The sequence below is a fragment of the Microbacterium sp. MMO-10 genome, from assembly GCF_037148715.1.
Classification (GTDB): domain Bacteria; phylum Actinomycetota; class Actinomycetes; order Actinomycetales; family Microbacteriaceae; genus Microbacterium.
In genome coordinates this window covers 86,664-108,062 of record NZ_JBBCSV010000005.1, presented here as the reverse complement: position 1 = coordinate 108,062, position 21,399 = coordinate 86,664, and the positions used below count along the sequence as shown (strand labels likewise).

Sequence of the window (21,399 nt, the reverse complement as noted above, 5' to 3'; positions counted from 1 at the left end):
GTCTACGTTTCAGGGTGGGACACGGAGGCCTCGCGATCCGCCGCCGATACCCTGGGACCATGACCACCCCCGACTTCGTCGTCGCCCTCCGCGAGCACATCGGCCACGCTCCGCTGAACCTGGTGGGCGTGACGGCGATCGTGTTCCGCGAGGAGAAGGTGCTGCTCGGCAGACGCGCCGACAACGGCGGGTGGCAGGCGATCTCCGGCATCGTCGAGCCCCGCGAGGAACCCGCCGACGCCGCGGTGCGCGAGTGCCTCGAGGAGGCCGGCGTGACCGTCAAGGTCGAGCGGCTCGCGCTCGTGCAGCAGCTTCCCCGCGTGACGTACGCCAACGGGGACGAGGTGGACTACCTCGACCTCGTGTTCCGCTGCTCGTGGGTCTCCGGCGACCCTCACCCCGCGGACGGAGAGCTCACCGAGGTCGGCTTCTACGACCTGGCCGCCATGGGCGACGTCGACGACGCCCATGTGCGCAAGATCGCCCTCGCCGTAGCCGAGGACGATCCCGCGCACTTCCGGGGCGGACGCCCGCCGCGGGCGCCTCAGCCCGGGAGCCCGTCCACGAGATCGACGACGTAGCTCCGCTGCTCATCGGCGACGCCTGCGGGGACGACACCGGTTCCCGGATCGGTGCTGTCCGAGATCCCCGTCACCCGACCGGTCGAGACGTCGACCGTGAGCGTCTGATGGCGTTGGACATCTCCGGACTCGTCCGGCGCCTCCCCGTACGTCGAGTCGAACGCGATCGTGCGCACCGAGCCGTGGCTGTCGATGATCGACGATCCGGGGAGCTGCCCCAGCGCCTGCAGCATGGCCGCGCGCACGTCGCCGCCTCCTGCGTTGGAGGCGAGCAGGGTCATCAGCTTCCAGCCGGCCATCGCTCGGAGGTGGTAGTCGGAGCTGCCGTTCTGCGTGGCGAGGAGCTGCCCGAGGATCCCGTCAGCGTCACCGGGCAGGGATGTCAGGTAGTCGCCGTAGCGGGTTCCGTCCCCCTCGGGCAGGGAGCCCCCGCCCTCGCGGAAACCACCGGCTTCCCCCGCGGATGCCCAACGGTCGAGGAACGCCCGCATGAGCGCGTCGGCAGCCTCATCCGGACCATAGGCGGCCGCCAGCGTCGGGGCGGCGGCAGGGGCGAAGTACCAGTCAGCGGTCGGATCCGCGGGGACGTAGAAGACCCCGCTGCTCCGGACCACCCAGGCGCGTGTCGCCATCGACGCGGACAGCCCCTGATTCGGCGACGCGATGGTGGTGCCGTCGCTGAGGAACACGACGTCCGCGGTCCACGCGATGCGCAGATACTGATCGGACCGAGGGGCGAGCCCTCCGTGGATCGCCGACGCTGCGGCTGCCCGGAGCACCGACGAGGCCGTCTCCGGCACCGCCGGGGCCGTCGGATCCGGCGCCGGCACCGGGCGCGCGGTCTGAGTCGGGAGTGAGGTCGGATGCGCCACCGCCGTCGGCTCCGGCCCGGGCGCCGTCAGGTTCCCGATGAGGATCGCCGTGGCGGCGGCCGCCGCCACGGCGCCGACGCCTCCCGCGACGAAGTACCACGGCGACCTCGTCGACGGGACACGCTTCGGCGCCTGCGCGCCGCTGATCTCCGCCATCAGGCGAAGCCGGGCGGTCGCGAGATTCGCCTCTGCGCCCTCGATCTCGGGTCTGATCTCTGCGACCTTCTCACACACGTCCAACGCTCTCTCCCTTCTGCTGCTTCTTCTCGAAAGCCTCGATGCGGCGGTCCGGATCCAGACGTCGGCGCACGCGATGGAGCCGCGATCTCACCGTTCCCACCGGCACGCCGAGAGCTTCTGCCACCTCGTCATAACTGAGTCCGTGCCAGGCATAGAGCAGGAGCGTCTCCCTGTCCTTCGGCCCGAGCGCCGCGATCCGCATCCTCAGCGCGGCCACCTCGCGTTCCGCATCGACGCGCGCAAGCGCCTCATCCACGCCCCCGGCCGACGAGATCTCCTCACTGCCCATCGACGCGACGAAGGATCGCCAATGCCTCGCCTCCACCGCCCGATGCCTGCGGATGAGCCTCGCCGCGATGCCGAGCAGCCAGGGCGCGCTCGACTCCGCGGCGAGGTCGAAGTCGGCGCGACGACGGAACGCCGTGAGGAACGTCTCGCTCAGGATGTCCTCGGCTGCGGCGCGACCGACCCGGTAGGTGGCGAAGGCGTTCACGCTCCGGGCGTGCCGATCGAAGAGCTCGGCGAACGCGGCCGGTTGGTCGAGAGACCTCTGGATGATCTCGCTGTCTGTGCTCACGCTGTGTATTGTCCAAGCGCGTCCGCCCGGTTCACGGTATTTTCGGCAGCGCTCAGCGCAGGTCCAATCGCATCAGCACCCGGGGGAAACCGTTGATCACGGATCCGGTGTCCGAGGCCTTCGTGAAGCCCGCGGACTCGAACAGTCCGCGCGTGCCGACGTACGCCATCGTCAGGTCCACCTTCGCGCCGCGGTTGTCCACGGGGTACGCCTCGATCGCCGGGGCCCCGCGCTCACGTGCGAAGGCGACGGCGCCGTCGACGAGCGTGTGCGTGATGCCCTGCTTGCGGAATCCCGGGCGCACGCGGAGACACCACAGCGACCAGACGTCGAGGTCGTCGACGTGCGGGATCAGCCGATTGCGGGCGAAGGACGTGTCGCCGCGAGGATGGACCGCCGCCCAGCCGACGGGTTCGCCATCGAGATACGCGATCACGCCGGGAGGCGGATCCTCCGCGCAGAGCCCGCGCACGCGCTCCGCCCTGGCCTCGCCGCGCAGCGCCTGGCTCTCCTTGCTCGGGATCCGGTAACTCAGGCAGAAGCAGGACTGCGCCGTGGGGTTCTTGGGCCCCACGAGCGTCGCGACGTCGTCGAAGACGCTCGCCGGCCGCACCTCGATGCTCATGCGTCCAGTCTGCCCCCGGGCGCCGACATCACGGCTCGACGATGCGCTGATCCGTGTTCGTGTAGCTGATCGAGTCGGCGATCGTGCCGACGAGCCCCATCGTGACGCGCAGCAGGCCCGGCTTGACGTCGTCCAGGGGCGGGGGCGTGTCCGTCCCCAGCGTCAATGCACGACCGTCCTGCGTGGTGGCGGTGACCGAGCCGAGGTACACGCTCACATGCCCGGTGAGCGTCATGGTGTCGGCGTTGGTCACGAGACCCGCCTTGTCCGGCGGGCGGACGGTGAGCGAGAACCCCGAGATCGTGATGGAGTCGGCCGAGATCTTCAGGGCGCGGACGGTGCCGCCGTCGATGGTCGGCACGTCGACGATCGAGATCCCGCTCAATCCGGTGAAGGACAGCCCCTGCGACCCCATCGAGGCGGGGGTCTTCGTGAAGACGGGCGCGCTCTCGTCCCTCGTCGCGGCGACCGGGGCCGGCGCGGGCGTCGGCGCGGGATCTCCTGGAGCGGGCGGCGCCGTGGTGGCCGGCGTCGACGGCGTGCCGGGCAGCGCGGGCAGTCCCGGCGTCGAGGGTCCGGGCGTGCCCGACGTCGGCGGGGGCGTCGTCGGGGTCGGAGTCGGTGCGGGGCACCAGATCAACGGGATGCACAGCCCGGTCGGCTGCGACGCCGGGGCGAGCGCCGCTCCGAGGGTCAGCGGCGCCACGAGCGCGAGCGCGGCCAGAAGGCCAGCGCCGGGGCGCCGCTGCGACTTCACGCTGCCGCCTCCTCGACTCCGCCGACAGGCGATGCGGGGCGCGGTCCCATCCAGGCCACGACGAGCACGGCTCCGGTGCCGGCGAGCAGCATCCCCACGATGAATCCGCCGAGGTTCACCCCGATCAGCGAATAGATCGCCACGACCAGGGCGATGATCCCGTAGAACACATGGTGCGCGGGCATGGCGACGGCGAGGATTCCGAGCAGCAGCAGCGCGATCGGGATGACCGTCGCCTGCAGCCCCTCGATCCCGAGCTGCACATGCAGATGCCCGATGTCGAGCTGTCCCGAGAAGAACATCTCCACGCCGCCGAGGGCGACCAGCAGGCCGCCGACGAACGGACGCTGACGGCGCCAGTGCCGGAATCCGCGGGCGGACCCCGGGACGGAGGCGCTCTCTGCGCCGGTCTCCGGGACCGACATGGCGGAGGGATCGGACTCGTCACGCACGGGCGACAGCGGATCCGCCCCGCCGGGCCGGTGCTGGCGTCGCGCGGTTCCCCGCTCCCCCGTCTCCTCGGTCATCGTGGTGTCGTCCCTCAGAAGCATCCCTGCGAACCGTCCGTCAGCTCCAGCGTCATGCCCGTCAGGGTGAACACGGAGGCCTGGGTGCTCCAGGCCGTCTGCTGCAGGTTCTTGATCGACACCGTGTCGGCGTCCTGAGCGAAGTCGCCCGCGCTGCCCTTCGCGTCGGTGTTGACCGTCGAGGCGTCCACACCGATGCGGATCGCGCCGAACGAAGCATCGCCCTTGAGGCCCGTCATGCCGATCTGCAGGTCGCTCGCGGACGCGGGGTTGCCGTTGCCGCCCGCTTTGATGAGCACGCCCACCTTGCCGAGCGGCGTGTCGGTGATGACGGACTGGCAGAGATCTGCGAGGGTCGCGCTCTTGATGTTCGCGATCGCGACGGTGTGCTCCATGCCCTCGGTGTCCTTGGCGACCCCGGCGTACTGCGAGAATCCGGTCCCTTCGAGCTGGGACGCGCTGATCTGGAACTGGCTCCCCGACACCGCGAACGACACCGGGACGGCTCCCTGGGCGACACCGCCCATGAGGGCCGCGGCCACCACTCCGGCGGGAATCGCGACCAGGGCGATGCGGCCGGCGTGAGACGAGCCGAGCTTGCGGACACGGTCGGACTTCGGGAACTTCATCGATCCTCCTCCAGGGCGCCGGCTGCGATGGCGGCGCTCCCTGGTCGAGTATATTGCCCGTTGACTCAGAGTCAATACCATGCGGAATCCTGTACCTTCGCCCCGCTAGGCTCGGGGCATGCCCGACGTGCGACGCGCCAGACTGACCCCCGAGGAGCGACGGGCGCAGCTCGTGGCCACCGGGGTCAACTTCCTTGCGGAGCATTCCCTCGACGAGCTCACCATGGACGTCCTGGCCCAGCGCGCCGGGGTGTCGCGCCCCCTGCTGTTCCATTACTTCGACACCCGGCAGGGCATGCACCTCGCCGTGGTGACCATGGCGAGGGACAGCCTCCTGCTGGCCTCCGAGCCGCGCGATGATCTGGAGCCGCGGGCCCGCATCCGCGACACGCTGCTGCGCATCACGGAGTTCGTGCGCCAGCATCAGAGCACTTTCCACTCGCTCGTGCGCGGCATCGCGAGCGGCGACCCCGCCGTGCGCCGGGTCGTGGACGAGTCCCGCGATCTCAACGCTCAGCGGCTCATCGACGCCTTCGGCGAGCTCGGCGTCGCCGACACGCCCGCCCTGCGCGTCGCGCTGCGCTCCTGGGTCTCCTTCACTGAGGAGAGTCTGATCAGTCTGGTCATCGAACGCGACGAGGATCCGGAGCGCGTCGTGCGCTTCCTCGAGACGACCCTGGACGGCGTCATCGCCGCGACCGGCGAGCTGCGCCTCTGAGCGCCGCCCTCCCGCGGGGTCTGCCGCTCAGGCTTCGCCGCGGAGCACGTCCAGCGCATGCTGGAAGTCGGCGGGGTAGGGCGACTCCGTCTGCACCCATTCCCCGGTCACCGGATGCGCGAACCCCAGCTTGTGGGCGTGCAGCCACTGCCGGGTGAGCCCGAGCCGCGCGGACAGCGTGGGGTCGGCGCCGTACAGCGGGTCTCCGACGCACGGGTGCCGATGCGCGGCCATGTGCACGCGGATCTGGTGGGTGCGGCCCGTCTCCAGGTGGATCTCCAGCAGGGAGGCGCCGCGGAAGGCTTCGAGCGTCTCGTAGTGGGTGACGGACGGCTTTCCGTCCGGCGTCACCGCGAACTTCCACGAGTGGTTCGGATGGCGCCCGATGGGCGCGTCGATCGTGCCGGCGAGCGGATCCGGATGCCCCTGCACGACGGCGTGGTAGATCTTCTCCACTGTGCGCTCCTTGAAGGCGCGCTTGAGGGCGGAGTACGCGGCCTCCGTCTTCGCGACCACCATGAGGCCGCTGGTTCCCACGTCGAGCCGGTGCACCACGCCCTGCCGTTCCGGGGCCCCGCTCGTCGCGATGCGGAATCCCGCCGCCGCGAGGGCGCCGACGACGGTGGGCCCCTCCCATCCGAGCGAGGGGTGGGCCGCGACGCCGGTGGGCTTGTCGACCACGACGATGTCGTCGTCGTCGTACACGATGCCGAGCTCCGGCACGGCGATCGGTTCGATGCGGGGCTCCTGCTTGGGCGCCCACTCGACGTCGAGCCATCCGCCGGCACGCAGTTTGTCGGACTTGCCGAGCGTGACGCCGTCGAGCGACACTCCCCCGGCCTCGGCGATCTCTGCGGCGAACGTGCGCGAGAAGCCGAGCATCTTGGCCAGCGCCGCGTCGACGCGCACGCCGTCCAGGCCGTCCGGCACGGGCAGCGCACGGGACTGCACCGTCAGCTCCCTGTCCCGGTCGGATGCCGGTGGTCGGCGTCGGCGTCGGCCGCCTCTGACCCCTCTGCAGATCCGGAGTCGTCGCCCGCGGGCACGGCCTCGGTCTCCTTGTGGTCGCGCTCGCGCGAACCGTCCAGTCGCAGACCGGCGATGATCAGCAGGGCGATCGAGATCATCCCGGTGACGATGAAGATGTCCGCGACGTTGAAGATCGCCGGAAGCATCCACGGCATCGAGATCATGTCGACGACGTGGCCGACGCCGAACCCCGGCGCGCGGAACAGGCGGTCCGACAGGTTGCCGAGGACTCCCCCGAGCAGCGCGCCGAGCACGACCGCCCACAGGCGCGAGCGCACGGAGACGGACTTCCAGACGATCACGCACGCGACGACGGCGAGGGCGATCGTGAAGATCCAGGTGTATCCCACACCGATCGAGAACGCCGCTCCGGAGTTGCGGATGGAGAACAGCTGCAGGAACTCCCCGATGACCGGGACGACCTTCTGCTCGGGGAGGTACGTGATGGTGAGGTACTTCACAAACTGGTCGGCGGCCAGCACGAGCACTGCGAGGATCGCAATGATCGTGCCGGCCGCCGAACCAGGAAGCGGTTGACGCCGGGTCAACGGGGCTCCTTACTGCTTACTGCGCGGAGGCGTCCCCCGTGGGGCCGCCCTTCTCGTCGAGGTCGCGGAGCTGACCCTCGATGTAGCTGCGCAGCTGCGTGCGGTACGAGCGCTCGAAGTCGTGCAGCTCGGTGATCTTGCCCTCGAGCACCGTGCGCTCGCGCTCGAGACGGGCGGTCTCCTCGCGCTGCTTCTGCTCGGCGTCGGCGAGGATCTTCGAGGCCTGGGCCTTGGCGTCGGCGATGAGCTGGTCGCGCTGCGACTTGCCCTCCGCGACGTGCTCGTCGTGCAGACGCTGTGCGAGCTCGATGATGCCTGCGGTCGCGGCGGCCGGAGCCCCGCCCTCGGCTGCCGGTGCGGGTGCGGCGACGGGCGCCGGCGCGGCCGGGGCCTCGGCGACCGGAGCGGCGGCCTTCTCCCCCGACTCGTAGGCGGCCAGCTTGGCCTTCAGCTCGGCGTTCTCTTCGAGCGCCTTGCGCCACTCGAGCACGACCTCGTCGAGGAAGTCGTCGACCTCGTCCGGGTCGAAGCCGTCCTTGAAACGGACGTGCTGGAACTGCTTGGTGACGACGTCATCCGGGGTCAGTGCCATTGGTGGCTCCTCTTTCGATGAGTTCTCGGTGGCCGGTGGACACACGGTGCCGACCTCGCGGTCAGCACCTTCAGAAAAGCATAGCCGTCCGATCCCGGCGCCGCGAAGACGGCGCGGAACGGACGGTGAGACGCGGGGACGATCAGATGAAGGATCGGGCGATCGACATCAGGATCAGCACGACGATCATCGTCAGGGTGAGGCCCATGTCCAATGCGACGGGTCCGATCCTCAACGGAGGAATGAGGCGTCGGAACATCCTGATCGGCGGATCCGTGATCGTGTAGACGATCTCGGCGGCGATCAGCCCCGCACCGCGCGGGCGCCACGATCGGTTGAAGATCGGGATCCATTCCAGGATCACGCGGGCGAACAGCGTCAGCAGATAGAGCAGAAGCAGGATGTTGAGGATCGCTGCGATCATCGAGACCGCGGACGCGACCGTCACGTGTCAGGAGTGCGCGAGCGCGGGTTCGTCGCCCCCGGCGATCCCGCCCTGCCCCGACACCGCGATGCTCTCCGGCGACAGCAGGAAGACCTTGCTGGTCACGCGCTCGATGCGGCCGTAGAGGCCGAGGGAGAGGCCGCTCGCGAAGTCGATCAGCCGACGCGCGTCGGCGTCGCTCATCTGAGACAGGTTGATGATCACGGGGATGCCGTCCCGGAAGCTCTCGGCGATGACCTGCGCGTCGCGGTACTGCTTGGGGTGCACCGTGAGGATCTCGTTCACCGCTCCCGCCGAAGGCTGACGGACCGCGGTGGGACGCCGCAGCGGCGTCACCGGAGCGGCCTTGACCTCTTCGCGCTCGCGACGGATCTCCTCGCGCCGGCTCGGCTCGTGCTCCTGACGCGTGGCGTGCGCGGCGGGGACCTCGTCGTAGGTCTCCTCCTCATCGGCGAGGCCGAGGTACACCATGGTCTTCTTCAGCGGGTTCCCCATCGTGTCCTCCGAACGTGTAGGGGTGGTTCTGCTTCGAGGCTAACCCTGGGCGGGTCGCGGTCCCGTGATTGCGGAGCCGATGCGAAGGTGTGTCGCGCCTGCGGCGATCGCCTCGGCGAAGTCGCCGGTCATCCCGGCCGAGATCCAGTCCGCCTCCGGCGCGATCGCGCGCAGACGGGCGGCGTACTCGTGCACGCGCGCGAAGGCGGCGGCCGGCTCCTCATCGAGAGGGGCGACCGCCATGACTCCGCGCAGTCTCAGCGTGGGCAGGGCGAGCACGTGCTCGGCGAGCCCTTCGAGGTCCGCGGGAGCGACGCCCCCGCGACCCGGATCGTCGGTGAGGTTGATCTGCAGCAGCACGTCCAGCGGCGGCGCGTCCGCCCCGGCACGGTCGAGGGCGTCGGCGATGCGCGGCCGGTCGACCGAGTGGACGGCCTGAGCTGCACGCCGGATCAGGCCCGCCTTGTTCGTCTGCGCCTGACCGATGAAGTGCCAGCGCAGCTCCCCCAGATCGGCGAGCTCCTGGGACTTCGAGGAGAGCTCCTGCTGACGGTTCTCGCCGACCTCGCGGACTCCGAGGCTGTAGAGCTCCCGCACGAGGGAGGCGGGATGGAACTTCGTGACCACGATGCGGGTGATCCCCGCGGGGTCGCGTCCCGCGCGCCGCGCGGCGTCCGCGATCGCTGCATCGATCGCGGACAGCCGCTCGGCGACCGAGGTCACTTGAGGAACTCGGGGATGTCGAGGTCGCTCTCGTCGAAGCCCGGCTCGATGCTGGTGTGCACCGGCGGGATCGACGGCACCGTGACGGGGGCGGTCTCCCGCGGCGCCGCCTCGTCGGAGGACGCCTCGGGGTCCTCTTCGGCGGCGGGCTTCTCGGCGACGGCCGGAGCCGACGTGCGCGAGAAGATCTGCGGGTCCAGGCGCAGCGTGGGCTCTCCGCTGTCGAAGCCCGCAGCGATCACCGTGACGCGCACCTCGTCGCCGAGCGTGTCGTCGATCACCGTTCCGAAGATGATGTTCGCCTCGGGGTGCGCGGCCTCCTTGACGAGGTCGGCCGCGTCGTGGATCTCGAAGATGCCGAGGTTCGATCCACCCTGGATCGAGAGGAGCACGCCGTGCGCGCCCTCGATCGAGGCCTCGAGCAGCGGCGACTCGACGGCGAGCTCGGCCGCCTTGATCGCGCGATCCGCGCCACGCGCGGATCCGATGCCCATGAGCGCGGATCCGGCGCCCTGCATGACGGACTTGACGTCGTTGAAGTCGAGGTTGATCAGACCGGGCGTGGTGATCAGGTCGGTGATGCCCTGCACACCGGCGAGGAGCACCTGGTCCGCCGTGGCGAACGCCTCGATCATGGAGATGCCGCGGTCGCTGATCTCGAGCAGACGGTCGTTGGGCACCACGATGAGGGTGTCGACCTCTTCCTTCAGCTTCGCCACGCCGGCGTCGGCCTGGCTCTGCCTGCGGCGACCCTCGAACGAGAACGGCCGGGTGACGACGCCGATAGTCAGGGCGCCGATCGACTTGGCGATCCGCGCCACGATCGGCGCTCCGCCGGTGCCGGTCCCACCGCCCTCGCCCGCGGTCACGAAGACCATGTCTGCGCCCGTCAGCGCCTGCTCGATCTCCTCCGCGTGATCCTCGGCGGCACGCCGGCCGACCTCGGGGTCCGCACCCGCGCCGAGACCGCGGGTGAGGTCGCGACCGACGTCGAGCTTGACGTCGGCGTCGCTCATGAGCAGCGCCTGCGCATCGGTGTTGATGGCGATGAACTCGACGCCGCGCAGGCCGAGCTCGATCATGCGGTTGACAGCATTGACGCCACCACCGCCGACACCGACGACCTTGATCACGGCGAGGTAGTTCTGGTTCTGGCTCATCCCGTCCTCCGATGTATTTCGAGCCTCGAGCCGAGGGCAACCTTAAACCTCAAGCAGAAGGTTAAAGTATTTCCCGGTATTGCTTTCTCTGGATCGAAGGTAAGCGGCGCATGCCGCGCAGAAGCCAAGCGACACGCGCCTGAGCGCGATCGCCTCGGATATTCGTGCTCAGCCGGCGATGCCGACGCCCGGCGAGGAGACGTCGAAGCTCGTCGCGCCCGGATTGGCGCCCATCAGCCTTTGCAGCACGAGTGCCTTCTGCGCCGACTGGTCCGCACTCCCCCAGGTCACCGTGGTGCCGCTCGTCAGCGTGAGCACGATGTCATCCGGCGTGGACGCCGTCACGCTGCCTACCTGCGCGCGCAGCTCGGCGGGGAGGGTGCGCAGAGCCGTGCCCGCCGCGGCGAAGGCCGCGGTGCCGGTCCCTCCGGCGACCTCGATCAGGGCGTACCCGGGAGGCTGGGCCTCGGCGGTGGAGAGGACGACACCGGCGGCATCGACGACCGTGAAGCGCCCGTCGCTCTGCTGGATTACCCCGACAGGCGTGCGCTCGACGAGACGCACCACGAGGTCGTGCGGCGGATGGGCCTCGAGCCGGTAGGTCTCGATCAAGGGGAAGCGCACGAGCGCGGCCTTGACGGCGCTGGCATCCACGAGCGCGAGCGGGCGCCCGAGCTGATCGGCGAGCGCCTTCTGCACCTCGGCGGGCTTGATCGCGCTCGCCCCCTCGACCGTGATGGTCTGCACCGCGAACAGCGGACTGTACGCGGCGCCGACGCTTCCGCCGACGACGAGGACGGTGAGGGCGGCGCCGACGATCCAGGCGATCCTGCGGCGACGGGACCGCTGCGTGAAGCGGCGGATCTCGCCGCGCAGGGCCCGGCGGCGCGCCCTCGTCGCCTGCCACAGGTCGCGCGCCGTGAGGGCGGAGCCGGCCGGGGCCCTGTCGTCGTCCTCGACGATCGCGGAGGAGTCCAGGGGCCGTCGACTCTCGAACGCGATCGGCGCTCCGCTCCCCTCCGGGCCGGAAACCGCGGGATCCGTCCCGGCAGGGCCGGAGCCCGCAGCGTCCGCCTCGGGCGCGGGGTTCCGCCGGCGTCCGAGGCGCCCCGTCTCGCCCTCGCCAGCAGTCGAGCCATCGTGCTCGACCGCTGGCGCGGAGACGGGGATCGCGGACGGCCGGCGCACGATCAGCCCTCGGCGGTGGTGCGCAGCGCGTCCAGCACCTGCGGGATGATCTGGTAGACGTTGCCGCAGCCGAGCGTGATCACGTAGTCGCCGTCGCGTGCCACCGTCGCCGTGTAGTCCGCGGCCTGCTGCCAGTCTGCGACGTAATGCACGTGGCTCGGATCCGCGAATGCGCCGCTGACCAGCTCGCCCGTCACACCGGGCACCGGGTCCTCGCGGGCGCCGTAGACGTCGAGCATCACGGTGTGGTCGGCGTAGGTCTCCAGCACCTCGGCGAACTCGCGGTACATGTGCTGGGTCCGCGAGTAGGTGTGCGGCTGCTGGATCGCGATGATGCGTCCGCCGCCGACGATCGTGCGCATCGCCTCGAGCGCCGCGCGCACCTCGGTCGGGTGGTGCGAGTAGTCGTCGTAGACGCTCACGCCCCGCTCGACGCCGTGCAGCTCGAGACGCCGCACGGTACCGGCGAAGCCCTGCACCGCGCGGGTCGCGTCCGCCAGGGGATGACCGAGCGCGGTCAGGACGGCCACCGCGCCCGCGGCGTTGATCGCATTGTGCACGCCGGGCACCGACAGCTGCATGCGCGCGGACTCGCCGTGCATCGTCAGCGTCGCGGCGACCGCGCCGTCGGTGACGACGTCGGTGATCCGCAGGTCCGCGTCGTCCGCGAAGCCGAAGGAGATCACATTCGGATGGGTGATGCCGGCGCGTACGCGCAGCGCGCCCGGGTCGTCGCTGGAGATCACGACGGCCTCGCTCGCCCCGTTCGCGAACGTGACGAACGCGTCGTGGAAGGCCTCGTCGGATCCGTAGTGATCCAGATGATCGGGGTCCACGTTCGTGATCAGCGCGACGGAGGTGTCGTAGAGCAGGAACGTGCCGTCCGATTCGTCGGCCTCGATCACGAAGAGGTCATCGGCCCCGGAGGAGCTCGACGTGCCGAGCTGCTCGATCACGCCTCCGTTGACGAAGTTGGGGTCGGCGCCGAGCTCGCGCAGGGCGGTGACGATCATGCCCGTCGAGCTCGTCTTGCCGTGGGCTCCCGCCACCGACACGAGGCGACGACCGCCGATCAGCCAGTGCAGGGCCTGGGACCGGTGGATGACGTGCAGTCCGCGCTCCTTGGCGAGCACGAACTCGGGGTTCTCCGGCCAGATCGCGCCGGTGTGCACGACGGTGTCGGCGTCGCCGAGGTGCGCGGCGTCGTGTCCGACGTGCACCTCGGCGCCGAGCGCGGCGAGCGCCCGCAGGTTGTCGCTGTCGGCGCGATCGCTTCCGGAGACGCGGATGCCCGCGTCGAGGAACATGCGCGCGAGCCCCGACATGCCGGAGCCGCCGATGCCGATGAAGTGCGCGGCGGAGATGTCGTCGGGGATCGGCAGGGAGAGGTCGGGTCTGATCATTGCTCTTTCGTCCTTAAGGGCTGAATCATCCTAAGTCGGGGCGCACCCGCCGAGGGCCTGGCTCGCCGGTCGGGCGTTCCGCCCCGGCGCGCGTGCCGGCGCTCAGCGCGCGAGCGCGCGGTCGGCGAGGGCGATGAGGTCCTCGGTCCCGGTGCGGGATCCGACCTGCTCCGCCGCGCGCTGCATCGCGGCCCGCCGGGATGCGTCGCGGAGCAGGGGCACCACCTCGTCGCGCACCTGTTCGGGGGTGAGTCGCGCATCGTCGATGAGGAGCGCGGCCCCGGCATCGATGGCGGCAGCGGCGTTGAGGCGCTGCTCGCCGTTGCCCACCGCATAGGGCACGTAGATCGCGGGGATGCCGAGCGCGCTGATCTCGCTGACGGTGGCCGAGCCCGAGCGCGAGAGCACCAGATCCGCCAGCGCGAAGGCGAGGTCCATCCGGTCCAGGTAGCGGCGCACCGCATACCCGGCGGCCCCGGGGTCGGGCATCTCGGAGCGGTCGCCCGTCGCATGCAGGATCTGCCATCCTGCGTCGAGGATGCTCTGCCAGGATCCGGCGATCGCCTCGTTCAAGCGCTGCGCGCCGAGAGAGCCCCCGAACACGAGCAGCACGGGACGGTCCGGATCCAGGCCGAACTCGGCCGCCGCGTCCGCACGCAGAGCCGCGCGGTCGAGGTCGACGATCTCGCGGCGCAGCGGCATGCCGACGACCTCGCCGCCGCGCAACGGGGTGCCGGGGAACGCGACGCCCACGGCCGCCGCCGATCGGGCTCCCAGCACGTTCGCCATTCCGGGGCGCGCGTTGGCCTCGTGGACGACGAAGGGAACGCCCTCGCGGCGGGCGGCGACGTACGCCGGCGCTGCCGCGTAGCCCCCGAAGCCGATGACCTCGTCCACGCCGTGCTCGCGGATGTAGGCGCGCACCTGCTTCACGGCACGGGAGAACCGTGCGGGGAAGGCGAGGGCGGCCCCGTTCGGGCGCCGGGGGAACGGCACCTTGTCGACGGTGAGGAGCTCGTAGCCGCGCTGCGGGACGAGCCTCGACTCGAGCCCCTCCCGGGTGCCGAGGACGAGCACGCCCGTCTCGGGATCGCGGGCGCGCAGGCCGTCGGCGACGGCGAGCAGCGGGTTGACGTGGCCTGCGGTTCCCCCGCCGGCCAGAAGGTACGTGGTCACTTCAGGAGCGTACCGGAACCGCCGGGGAGGGTGCCGGGAGCGTGCGCGCGAACGACAGCAGCACCCCGCAGGCGAGCAGCACCGACAGCAGCGAGGTGCCGCCCTGCGACATGAACGGCAAGGGCACGCCGAGCACGGGGACGACCCGGAGGACGACGCCGATGTTGATGAGCGCCTGGGCGAGGATCCATACGACGATGCCGCCGGAGGTGACGCGCACGAACAGATCGTCCGTGCGGCGGATCATCCGGAACACGGCGACCGCGAACAGCGCGAAGAGCGCGAGCACCAGGGCGCAGCCGATCAGGCCGAGCTCCTCTCCCACGATCGCGAAGATGTAGTCGTTGGACGCCGCGGGCAGCCACCCGTACTTCTGCCGCGAGTTGCCCAGGCCGAGCCCGAAGATGCCGCCGTTGGCCATGCCCCAGATCGCGTGCACCTGCTGATAGCAGCTGTCGAGGTAGCAGCTCGTGTCGTTCGAGTGGTCGAGCGCCCCGAGGATCAGGGCGCGCCGGCGCTCGTCGGCGAACGCGAAGCCGAGCACGGCGACGAGCGAGATGAGCAGCGGCAGGACGAAGATCCGAAGCCGCACGCCGGAGAAGAACAGCGCTCCCAGGATGATGAGGAAGAGGATCATCGAGGTCCCGAGGTCCTTGCCCCCGAGCACCGCGGCGATCGCCAGGAAGCCGACCGGGATCAAGGGGATGAAGACATGCTTCCAGCGCCCGAGCAGGTCCTGCTTCCGCCACAGGATGAACCCCGCCCACACGGCCAGGGCGAGCTTGATGAACTCGGAGGGCTGCACCACCTGACCCGCGATCCGCAGCCAGTTCGTGTTCCCGTCGTTCTCGTATCCGAGGGGCGTGTAGACGAGCATCTGCAGGCCGACCGCGCCGATGAGGACGAACCAGGCCGTGCGCTTCCAGAACTTGACGGGGAACCGGCTCATCAGGAACATGGCCGGGATGCCGATGGCGGCGACGAGCGCCTGGGTCATGACGATCGCGAACGGATCCTGTCCGTTCTCGACCGCGTTCGCGCTGGACGCGGAGAGGATCATCACGAGGCCGAACACCGTCAGCAGGAGCGACGTCGAGGCGATCAGCGTGAACTCGGTCGACACCGGGCGGAACACGCGGCCCAGTCGGACCCGGGCGGCGAGTCCGTCGACGCGGGGCTCAGGCGTCGGCGTCGGGCGTGCTCCCACCTGCGTCACCGGCGCTCCCCTGGTCGATCCACTGCCGCACCGCCTCGGCGAAGCGATGGCCCCGATCCGCGTAGCTGGCGAACTGGTCGAAGGACGCCGCCGCCGGAGCGAGGAGCACGGTGTCTCCGTCCTGGGCGATGCCCGCCGCCAGTTCGACGACGCGGGTCATGACCTCTTCAGTGTCGCCGGGGACGACCTCCACCACCTGCACCTCGGGCGCGTGTCGTGCGAACGCCTCGAGAAGGTGCCCGCGATCGACGCCGATCACGACGGCCGCACGGGCGGTCGCGCCCGCCCCGGCGACGAGCTCGGACAGATCCACGCCCTTCAGGTCTCCGCCGACGATCCAGATCGCGCCGGGATACGCCTGCAGCGACGACTGCGCGGCGTGCGGGTTGGTCGCCTTGGAGTCGTCCACCCAGGTGATGCCGCCGGCGCGGGCGACGACCTCGATGCGGTGCGCGTCCAGGCGGAAGCCGTCGAGCGCGGCCGCGATGGCGGCGGGCTCCACACCGAGCGAGCGGGACAGGGCCGACGCCGCGAGGATGTTCTGCACGATGTGGGGCGCGTCGAGGCCGCGGGCGGCGAGATCCGCTACCGTCGTGATCTCGAGGGCCGTGTTGCGACGATCGTCGAGGAACGCCCGGTCGGCGAGGATGCCCTCGACGACGCCGACATCGCTCGGACCGGGGATCCCGAGCCCGAATCCGATCGCCCTCGCGCCCTCGATCACGTCCGCGTCCTCGACCATGCGCTGCGTCGCCTCGTCGGCCTTGTTGTACACGCACGCCACGCGCGTGTTGCGGTAGACGAGGGCCTTGGCGTCGCGGTAGGCCTGCGCACTGCCGTGCCAGATCAGGTGGTCGTCGGCGAGGTTGAGGCACGTGGTCGCCCACGGCACGGGCTGCCCCGCAGCCGTGGAGAGGCCGAGGTACCAGAGCTGATGGCTGGACAGCTCCACCACGAGGACGTCGAAGCCGCCGGGATCGCGCACCGCGTCGAGCACCGGGACGCCGATGTTGCCGCACGGCGCCGCGCGCAGCCCGCCGGCGACCAGCATGGTCGCGGTGAGCTGCGTCGTGGTCGTCTTGCCGTTCGTGCCGGTGATCAGCACCCACTCCGCGGGGGTGCCGTCCTCACGGACGACCTTGTCCCGTACCCGCCACGCCAGCTCGATGTCACCCCAGAGAGCGATCCGCTGCGCGCGGATCCACGCGATCACCGGGTGGGCCGGGGCGAACCCGGGCGACGCGATGACCACCTCCGGGGCGAACTCCACGAGGCGATCCGGCACGGATCCGAGATCGCCGATCCACAGCTGCGCGCCGATCAGCGGCACCAGCCGCTCGTACTCCTCGGTGGCGCTCTCGGACAGCACCAGCACCTCGGCGCCGAGCTCGGCGAGGGTGTCGGCGACCGAGAACCCGGTGACGGACAGGCCGAGCACGGCGACCCGCAGCCCCCGCCAGTCCGCGTGCCAGCTGGTCAGGGCATCCAGATCGCGGCTCATGAGCTGGTCTGCCGCAGCCACTCGACGTAGAACAGCCCGAACGCCGAGACCGAGAGCAGCCCCGCGATGATCCACATCCGCACCACGATCGTCGCCTCGGGCCAGCCGCGCATCTCGAGATGATGGTGGAACGGGCTCTGCAGGAACAGGCGCTTGCCGCGGGTGAGCTTGAAGTACGCGAGCTGCACGATCACCGAGCCGGAGGCGATGATGAACACGCCCGCGAGAAGGACCAGCAGCAGCTCGGTGCGGGTGAGGATCGCGAGGGCGGTGATCACGCCGCCGATCGACATGGATCCCACATCCCCCATGAAGACCTTCGCCTTGGGGGCGTTCCACCAGAGGAAGCCGATCAGCGCGCCGACGAACGACGCCGATATCACCGCGAGGTCGAAGGGGTGCGCCACGTCGTAGCAGCCCTTGAGCGACGACGGGGAGAGCGACTCCACCGCGCAGGACTGCTTGAACTGCCAGAAAGAGATGAGGCTGTAGGCGCCGATCACGAAGACGGCGCAGCCCGCGGCGAGGCCGTCGAGCCCGTCCGTGAGGTTGACGCTGTTGGAGGTCGCGATGCCGATCACCGAGATCCACAGCAGGTACAGCAGCCAGCCGACGATGGGCCCGAGGGCGAACAGCCACAGCACCGGGATGTCGCGGAAGAGGGAGATGAAGCCGCTCGCCGGCGTCGTGCCGGCGGGGCTGCGCACCAGGAGCGCCACCACGCCGAAGGGGACCATGACCAGCACCTGGCCGATGATCTTGCGCCAGCCCGACAGGCCCGCGCTCTGCTGCTGGCGCAGTTTCATGTGGTCGTCGATGAAGCCGACCGCTCCGAAGCCGACCATCAGCCAGATCACCAGCAGACCGGAAGCCGTCGGGTAGCTGCCGCCGGTGAAGGTGCCGATGCCGTATCCGACGATGGTGCCAAGGATGAAGATGACACCGCCCATCGTGGGGGTGCCGCGCTTGGCCTGGTGGCTCGGGTTCGCGATCGACTCGGGCGTGCGGATGACCTGTCCCCAGCCCCATTTCCGGAACAGCCGGAGGAAGACCGGCGTGAGCAGGAGGGTGAACGCGAGGGAGATCGCGGCGGCGGTCAGCAGAGATCTCACGAGAACGATTCTCCCAGACGATCGCCGAGGAATCGGAGCCCGGCGGAGTTGGACGACTTCACGAGCACCCGGTCGCCGGGACGCAGTTCGCCCTGGAGGTATTCGAAGGCGGCGTCGGCGTCGGGCAGGTGCACGGCCTCGCCGTCCCACGACCCTTCGCCCACGGCGGCGAGGAAGAGGCGACGGGCATCGGCGCCCACGACGACGATCCTCTGGATGTTGAGGCGCACGGCGAGCAGGCCGATGCGGTCGTGCTCATCCCCCGCCGTCTCGCCGAGCTCGCTCATGGCGCCCAGCACGGCCACGGTCCGCTCGCCGGGGCCGGTGATCTGAGCCAGCGTGCGCAGCGCCGCGGCCATCGAGTCGGGACTGGCGTTGTAGGCGTCGTTGATGATGCGCACCTCGTCGCCGCCCATCGGCTGCATCCGCCACCGCTCGGCGATCCGGACCGTCTCCAGGCGCGCGATCGCGTCGGCCGGGTCCACGCCGAGGGCGCGCGTCGCGGCGACCGCGGCGAGGGCGTTGTTCACGTGGTGCGCGCCGAGCACCTGCAGGCGCAGCGGCAGCGCGCGCTCCTCCGCGGGCGCTTCCCCGGCGATCACGATCGTGCACGACGTGCCAGAGGCCGTCACGTCGATGTCGCGGGCACGGACCTCGGCCGCGGGCGTCTGCCCGAATCCGACGATCCGCAGGTCTCGCGCCTCGGCTCGCGGGGTCATGCCGACGACGCGCGCATCGTCCAGGTTCAGCACTGCCGTGCCCCCGATCCGCGCGGCGTCGAGCAGCTCGGCCTTGGCGTGGGCGGTCTCCTCGATGCCGCCGAAGCCGCCGGCGTGCGCGAGACCGACCATGAGCTCGATGACCACATCAGGGTTCACCAGACCCGCCAGGCGCGCGATCTCCCCCGGCGCGCTCGCGCCGAACTCGCACACCAGGAAGCGGGTCGTGTCGGAGATCCGCAGCATGGTGAGCGGGGCGCCCACCTCGTTGTTGTAGGAGGCGATCGGCGCGACCGTCTCCCCCTCGTCCTGCAGGATCCGCGCGAGGAAGTTCTTGGTGGTCGTCTTGCCGTTGGATCCGGTGACCCCGACGATGCGCAGATCGCCGGCCGCGCGGACGCGTGCCACCACGGCGCGGGCGAGCTCGGCGATCGCATCGATGACGTCGGCCACCACGATCTGCGAGATCACGTCGTCGACGGGATGCTCGACGAGCGCCAGGACCGCGCCGTTCTCGAGCGCCGCGCCGACGAACCGGTGCCCGTCGGTGTGCTCTCCGGGCTTGGCGACGAAGATTCCGCCGGCCGACATCTGCCGCGAGTCGGTGTCGACGACACCGGAGACGATCGATGCGGGATCGTGACCCGCAGCAGGACGAAGTTCTCCGCCGACGATCTCGGCGATCTCCGCGAGGGACAGAGCGATCATGGGAAAAGGATCCTCCGGGCGGTACCGCCGGGTCGGATGACGGCGGTCATCACTGGTACTTGGGCAGCAGCGGTTCCATAGGGGTGGTGGACGGCTGCACGCGATAGGTCTTCAGCACCTGCGTCATGGCCTTCTGGAAGGCGGGCGCGGTGGCCGCAGACGACGTTACCCTAGTGGGCTCGTCCAGGGTGACCACGACGACGTACTCGGGATGGTCGGCCGGGGCGTACCCGACCATGCTGGTGAAGTAGATCCCCTCCTTGTACGCACCCGTGGTGGGATCCGGCTTCTGCGCCGTTCCGGTCTTCGCCGCGATGCGGTAGCCGGGCACCTTGATCTGGTCGGACACGCTGCCCTGCACGGCCACGTTCTCGATCATCCGGCTGAGCTCGGCGTCCTTGGTCGCGTCGAACACGCGCTGCGGCTTCGCCGCAGGCGCATCGGTGACCTTGCCGTCGGCGCTCGTGCACGACTCCACCAGGGACAGCGGGATCTTCACGCCGCCGTTCGCGATGGCCTGATAGGCGCTGGCCACCTGCGGCGCGGTCACGGTGTAGTACTGGCCGAACGTGGTCGTGTAGTGCGACTGGTAGTCCCAGTCCTTCACCGGGTGGATGATCCCGGACGCCTCGCCGGGGAAGTCGATCGCGGTCTTGCTCCCGACGCCGAACTTGATCAGCTCGTCGTAGCGCTGCTGGTCGCTCACCATGTCGCCGAACTTGGAGAGCGCGACGTTCGAGGAGTCGATGAGGGCACCCGCGAGCGTGTAGTCGTAGGCGGGGTGGTCGAACGCGTCGTTGATGACGGCTCCGTTCGGGAACTCCTCGTGGCTGGATGCGCCGGTCACCACCGTCGACGCGTTCGCGTTCGCGTACTCCATCACCGACGCCGCCGTGATGGCCTTGAACGTGGAGCCCGGCTCGAAGCTCGTGCTGAAGATGCGCGATCCGCGGTCCTGCGGATCGGCGGCTCCCGGGTCGTTGGGGTCGACGGTGGGGTACTCGGCCGCGGCCCGGATCTTGCCGGTGCCGACCTCGACGACGGTGACCGTGCCCGCCTTCGCGCCCTGCGCCTTGACCTCCTCGGAGATCATCTGCTGCAGGTACCACTGCAGCTCCGTGTTGATGGTCAGCGTCACGGTGCCGCCGTCCACGGCGGGCTGCTCGCTCTGGCTCCCCGGGATCACGACGCCGTCCTTGCCGACGAGGTAGCTCTCCTTGCCCTTGGTCGCGCTCAGGCAGGAGTTCTGCATCTCCTCGAGCCCTTCCTTGTCGCCGTTGCCGGCGATGAAGCCGATGAGGTTGCCGGCGACGGCGCCGTTCGGGTAGACCCGGACCGACCGCGGCAGCGGCCACAGATAGGCGAGGCCGAGCGCACGGATCTTCAGGAACTGATCGGTGCTCAGACCCGTCTTGATCATCGCGTAGTGCGAGCCGGGATCCTCCGCCAGCGCGTCCGAGGCGATCTTGCGCACCTCGTCACCGGTCAGCCCCGTGATCGCGGCGATCTCGTTCGAGGCCTTCGCCCACGGGAGCTTCGGCTTGTTGTTCTTGTCGTCCTCGAGGCCCTTCATCACCGCGGGATCCATCTGCAGGTCGTAGACCAGCTGGCTCTCGGCGAGCACGGTTCCGCTGGAGTCCACGATCTTGCCCCGCGCGCCGTCGATGTCCTTCGCGTACCCGAGGCTCAGCTTCTCGGACTGCTTGACGTTGGCCGAGGCGCTGACGACCTGCACGTCGACGAGGCGAACCACGAAGCCGCCCATGACGAGGAGGATCGCCGCGGTCGCCAGGACGGTCCGCCGACGCGAGGTCCGGCTGGCTCGGGGTGTCATCGGATCTCCATCCGGGGCTCGCGG

Annotated in this window: 23 protein-coding genes; 2 read left to right on the top strand and 21 right to left on the bottom strand. The window is 70.1% G+C overall.

The window, feature by feature from the left end:
• Window positions 1-59 precede the first annotated feature (59 nt).
• Window positions 60-581 carry an NUDIX hydrolase gene (locus tag WFJ17_RS16565; RefSeq protein ID WP_336648985.1) on the top strand — a complete coding sequence of 174 codons (522 nt, stop codon included), beginning with the start codon at window positions 60-62 and terminating at the stop codon, window positions 579-581.
• On the opposite strand, the gene WFJ17_RS16560 is transcribed toward WFJ17_RS16565, so the two are convergent.
• Genes WFJ17_RS16560 through WFJ17_RS16535 form a run of 6 tightly spaced genes read right to left on the bottom strand, consistent with a single transcriptional unit; the run spans window position 545 to window position 4,808 of the window.
• Window positions 545-1,687, bottom strand: coding sequence for a hypothetical protein (locus WFJ17_RS16560; protein WP_336648984.1), 1,143 nt, complete (start codon window positions 1,685-1,687; stop codon window positions 545-547). The genes WFJ17_RS16565 and WFJ17_RS16560 overlap by 37 nt on opposite strands.
• On the bottom strand, window positions 1,680-2,270 hold the full coding sequence (locus tag WFJ17_RS16555; protein ID WP_251441952.1) for an RNA polymerase sigma factor: 591 nt from the start codon (window positions 2,268-2,270) through the stop codon (window positions 1,680-1,682). Before WFJ17_RS16555 ends, WFJ17_RS16560 begins: the two co-directional genes overlap by 8 nt.
• Before the next feature lie 52 nt (window positions 2,271-2,322).
• On the bottom strand, window positions 2,323-2,895 hold the full coding sequence (locus WFJ17_RS16550) for a GNAT family N-acetyltransferase (protein WP_336648983.1): 573 nt from the start codon (window positions 2,893-2,895) through the stop codon (window positions 2,323-2,325).
• A gap of 28 nt (window positions 2,896-2,923) precedes the next feature.
• The gene (locus WFJ17_RS16545) at window positions 2,924-3,652 is read right to left on the bottom strand and encodes a hypothetical protein (protein WP_251441965.1); all 729 of its coding nucleotides are present in this window, start codon (window positions 3,650-3,652) and stop codon (window positions 2,924-2,926) included.
• Window positions 3,649-4,203, bottom strand: a complete 555-nt coding sequence (locus tag WFJ17_RS16540) for a DUF6114 domain-containing protein (protein WP_336648982.1) — start codon at window positions 4,201-4,203, stop codon at window positions 3,649-3,651. Before WFJ17_RS16540 ends, WFJ17_RS16545 begins: the two co-directional genes overlap by 4 nt.
• Window positions 4,194-4,808, bottom strand: a complete 615-nt coding sequence (locus WFJ17_RS16535) for a DUF6230 family protein (protein ID WP_336648981.1) — start codon at window positions 4,806-4,808, stop codon at window positions 4,194-4,196. Before WFJ17_RS16535 ends, WFJ17_RS16540 begins: the two co-directional genes overlap by 10 nt.
• 118 nt (window positions 4,809-4,926) lie before the next feature.
• Here WFJ17_RS16535 and WFJ17_RS16530 point away from each other — a divergent pair, with 118 nt between their 5' ends.
• Window positions 4,927-5,526 (top strand): TetR/AcrR family transcriptional regulator, encoded by a 600-nt coding sequence (locus tag WFJ17_RS16530; protein WP_251441980.1) that lies wholly within the window; start codon window positions 4,927-4,929, stop codon window positions 5,524-5,526.
• Window positions 5,527-5,553: 27 nt separating this feature from the next.
• Here WFJ17_RS16530 and WFJ17_RS16525 read toward each other — a convergent pair whose 3' ends face one another.
• From WFJ17_RS16525 to WFJ17_RS16455, 15 genes are all read right to left on the bottom strand, one after another.
• Window positions 5,554-6,477, bottom strand: coding sequence for an RluA family pseudouridine synthase (locus WFJ17_RS16525; RefSeq protein ID WP_295032582.1), 924 nt, complete (start codon window positions 6,475-6,477; stop codon window positions 5,554-5,556).
• Between the two features lie 2 nt (window positions 6,478-6,479).
• Window positions 6,480-7,103 carry a signal peptidase II gene (gene lspA / locus WFJ17_RS16520; RefSeq protein WP_336648980.1) on the bottom strand — a complete coding sequence of 208 codons (624 nt, stop codon included), beginning with the start codon at window positions 7,101-7,103 and terminating at the stop codon, window positions 6,480-6,482.
• A 16-nt stretch (window positions 7,104-7,119) separates the two neighbouring features.
• A complete protein-coding gene (locus WFJ17_RS16515; RefSeq protein WP_251441986.1) occupies window positions 7,120-7,695 on the bottom strand; it encodes a DivIVA domain-containing protein in 576 nt (191 codons plus the stop codon).
• Between the two features lie 142 nt (window positions 7,696-7,837).
• The gene (locus WFJ17_RS16510; RefSeq protein ID WP_251442400.1) at window positions 7,838-8,119 is read right to left on the bottom strand and encodes a YggT family protein; all 282 of its coding nucleotides are present in this window, start codon (window positions 8,117-8,119) and stop codon (window positions 7,838-7,840) included.
• Window positions 8,120-8,146: 27 nt separating this feature from the next.
• Window positions 8,147-8,635, bottom strand: coding sequence for a cell division protein SepF (locus WFJ17_RS16505; RefSeq protein ID WP_251441988.1), 489 nt, complete (start codon window positions 8,633-8,635; stop codon window positions 8,147-8,149).
• Between the two features lie 39 nt (window positions 8,636-8,674).
• Complete coding sequence (locus WFJ17_RS16500; RefSeq protein ID WP_251441990.1) at window positions 8,675-9,358, bottom strand: YggS family pyridoxal phosphate-dependent enzyme; 684 nt, start codon at window positions 9,356-9,358, stop codon at window positions 8,675-8,677.
• Window positions 9,355-10,518, bottom strand: coding sequence for a cell division protein FtsZ (gene ftsZ, locus WFJ17_RS16495; RefSeq protein ID WP_251441994.1), 1,164 nt, complete (start codon window positions 10,516-10,518; stop codon window positions 9,355-9,357). Before ftsZ ends, WFJ17_RS16500 begins: the two co-directional genes overlap by 4 nt.
• A 168-nt stretch (window positions 10,519-10,686) precedes the next feature.
• Window positions 10,687-11,706, bottom strand: coding sequence for an FtsQ-type POTRA domain-containing protein (locus WFJ17_RS16490; protein ID WP_336648979.1), 1,020 nt, complete (start codon window positions 11,704-11,706; stop codon window positions 10,687-10,689).
• Window positions 11,707-11,708: 2 nt separating this feature from the next.
• The gene (gene murC, locus WFJ17_RS16485) at window positions 11,709-13,109 is read right to left on the bottom strand and encodes a UDP-N-acetylmuramate--L-alanine ligase (protein WP_251442000.1); all 1,401 of its coding nucleotides are present in this window, start codon (window positions 13,107-13,109) and stop codon (window positions 11,709-11,711) included.
• A gap of 102 nt (window positions 13,110-13,211) precedes the next feature.
• Window positions 13,212-14,285: a UDP-N-acetylglucosamine--N-acetylmuramyl-(pentapeptide) pyrophosphoryl-undecaprenol N-acetylglucosamine transferase gene (locus WFJ17_RS16480; protein WP_292886141.1), complete on the bottom strand. Its 1,074-nt coding sequence runs from the start codon at window positions 14,283-14,285 to the stop codon at window positions 13,212-13,214.
• 1 nt (window position 14,286) lies between these two features.
• Window positions 14,287-15,501, bottom strand: coding sequence for a peptidoglycan glycosyltransferase FtsW (locus tag WFJ17_RS16475; RefSeq protein WP_251442005.1), 1,215 nt, complete (start codon window positions 15,499-15,501; stop codon window positions 14,287-14,289).
• The gene (murD, locus tag WFJ17_RS16470; protein WP_336649146.1) at window positions 15,464-17,002 is read right to left on the bottom strand and encodes a UDP-N-acetylmuramoyl-L-alanine--D-glutamate ligase; all 1,539 of its coding nucleotides are present in this window, start codon (window positions 17,000-17,002) and stop codon (window positions 15,464-15,466) included. Before murD ends, WFJ17_RS16475 begins: the two co-directional genes overlap by 38 nt.
• Window positions 16,999-18,114 (bottom strand): phospho-N-acetylmuramoyl-pentapeptide-transferase, encoded by a 1,116-nt coding sequence (gene mraY, locus WFJ17_RS16465; RefSeq protein WP_251442007.1) that lies wholly within the window; start codon window positions 18,112-18,114, stop codon window positions 16,999-17,001. The genes murD and mraY overlap by 4 nt, the downstream gene beginning before the upstream one ends.
• Entirely contained in the window at window positions 18,111-19,541 is a 1,431-nt protein-coding gene (locus tag WFJ17_RS16460) for a UDP-N-acetylmuramoyl-tripeptide--D-alanyl-D-alanine ligase (RefSeq protein WP_251442009.1), read from the bottom strand. The genes mraY and WFJ17_RS16460 overlap by 4 nt, the downstream gene beginning before the upstream one ends.
• Before the next feature lie 49 nt (window positions 19,542-19,590).
• Window positions 19,591-21,375, bottom strand: coding sequence for a peptidoglycan D,D-transpeptidase FtsI family protein (locus WFJ17_RS16455; RefSeq protein WP_336648978.1), 1,785 nt, complete (start codon window positions 21,373-21,375; stop codon window positions 19,591-19,593).
• Window positions 21,376-21,399 lie beyond the last annotated feature (24 nt).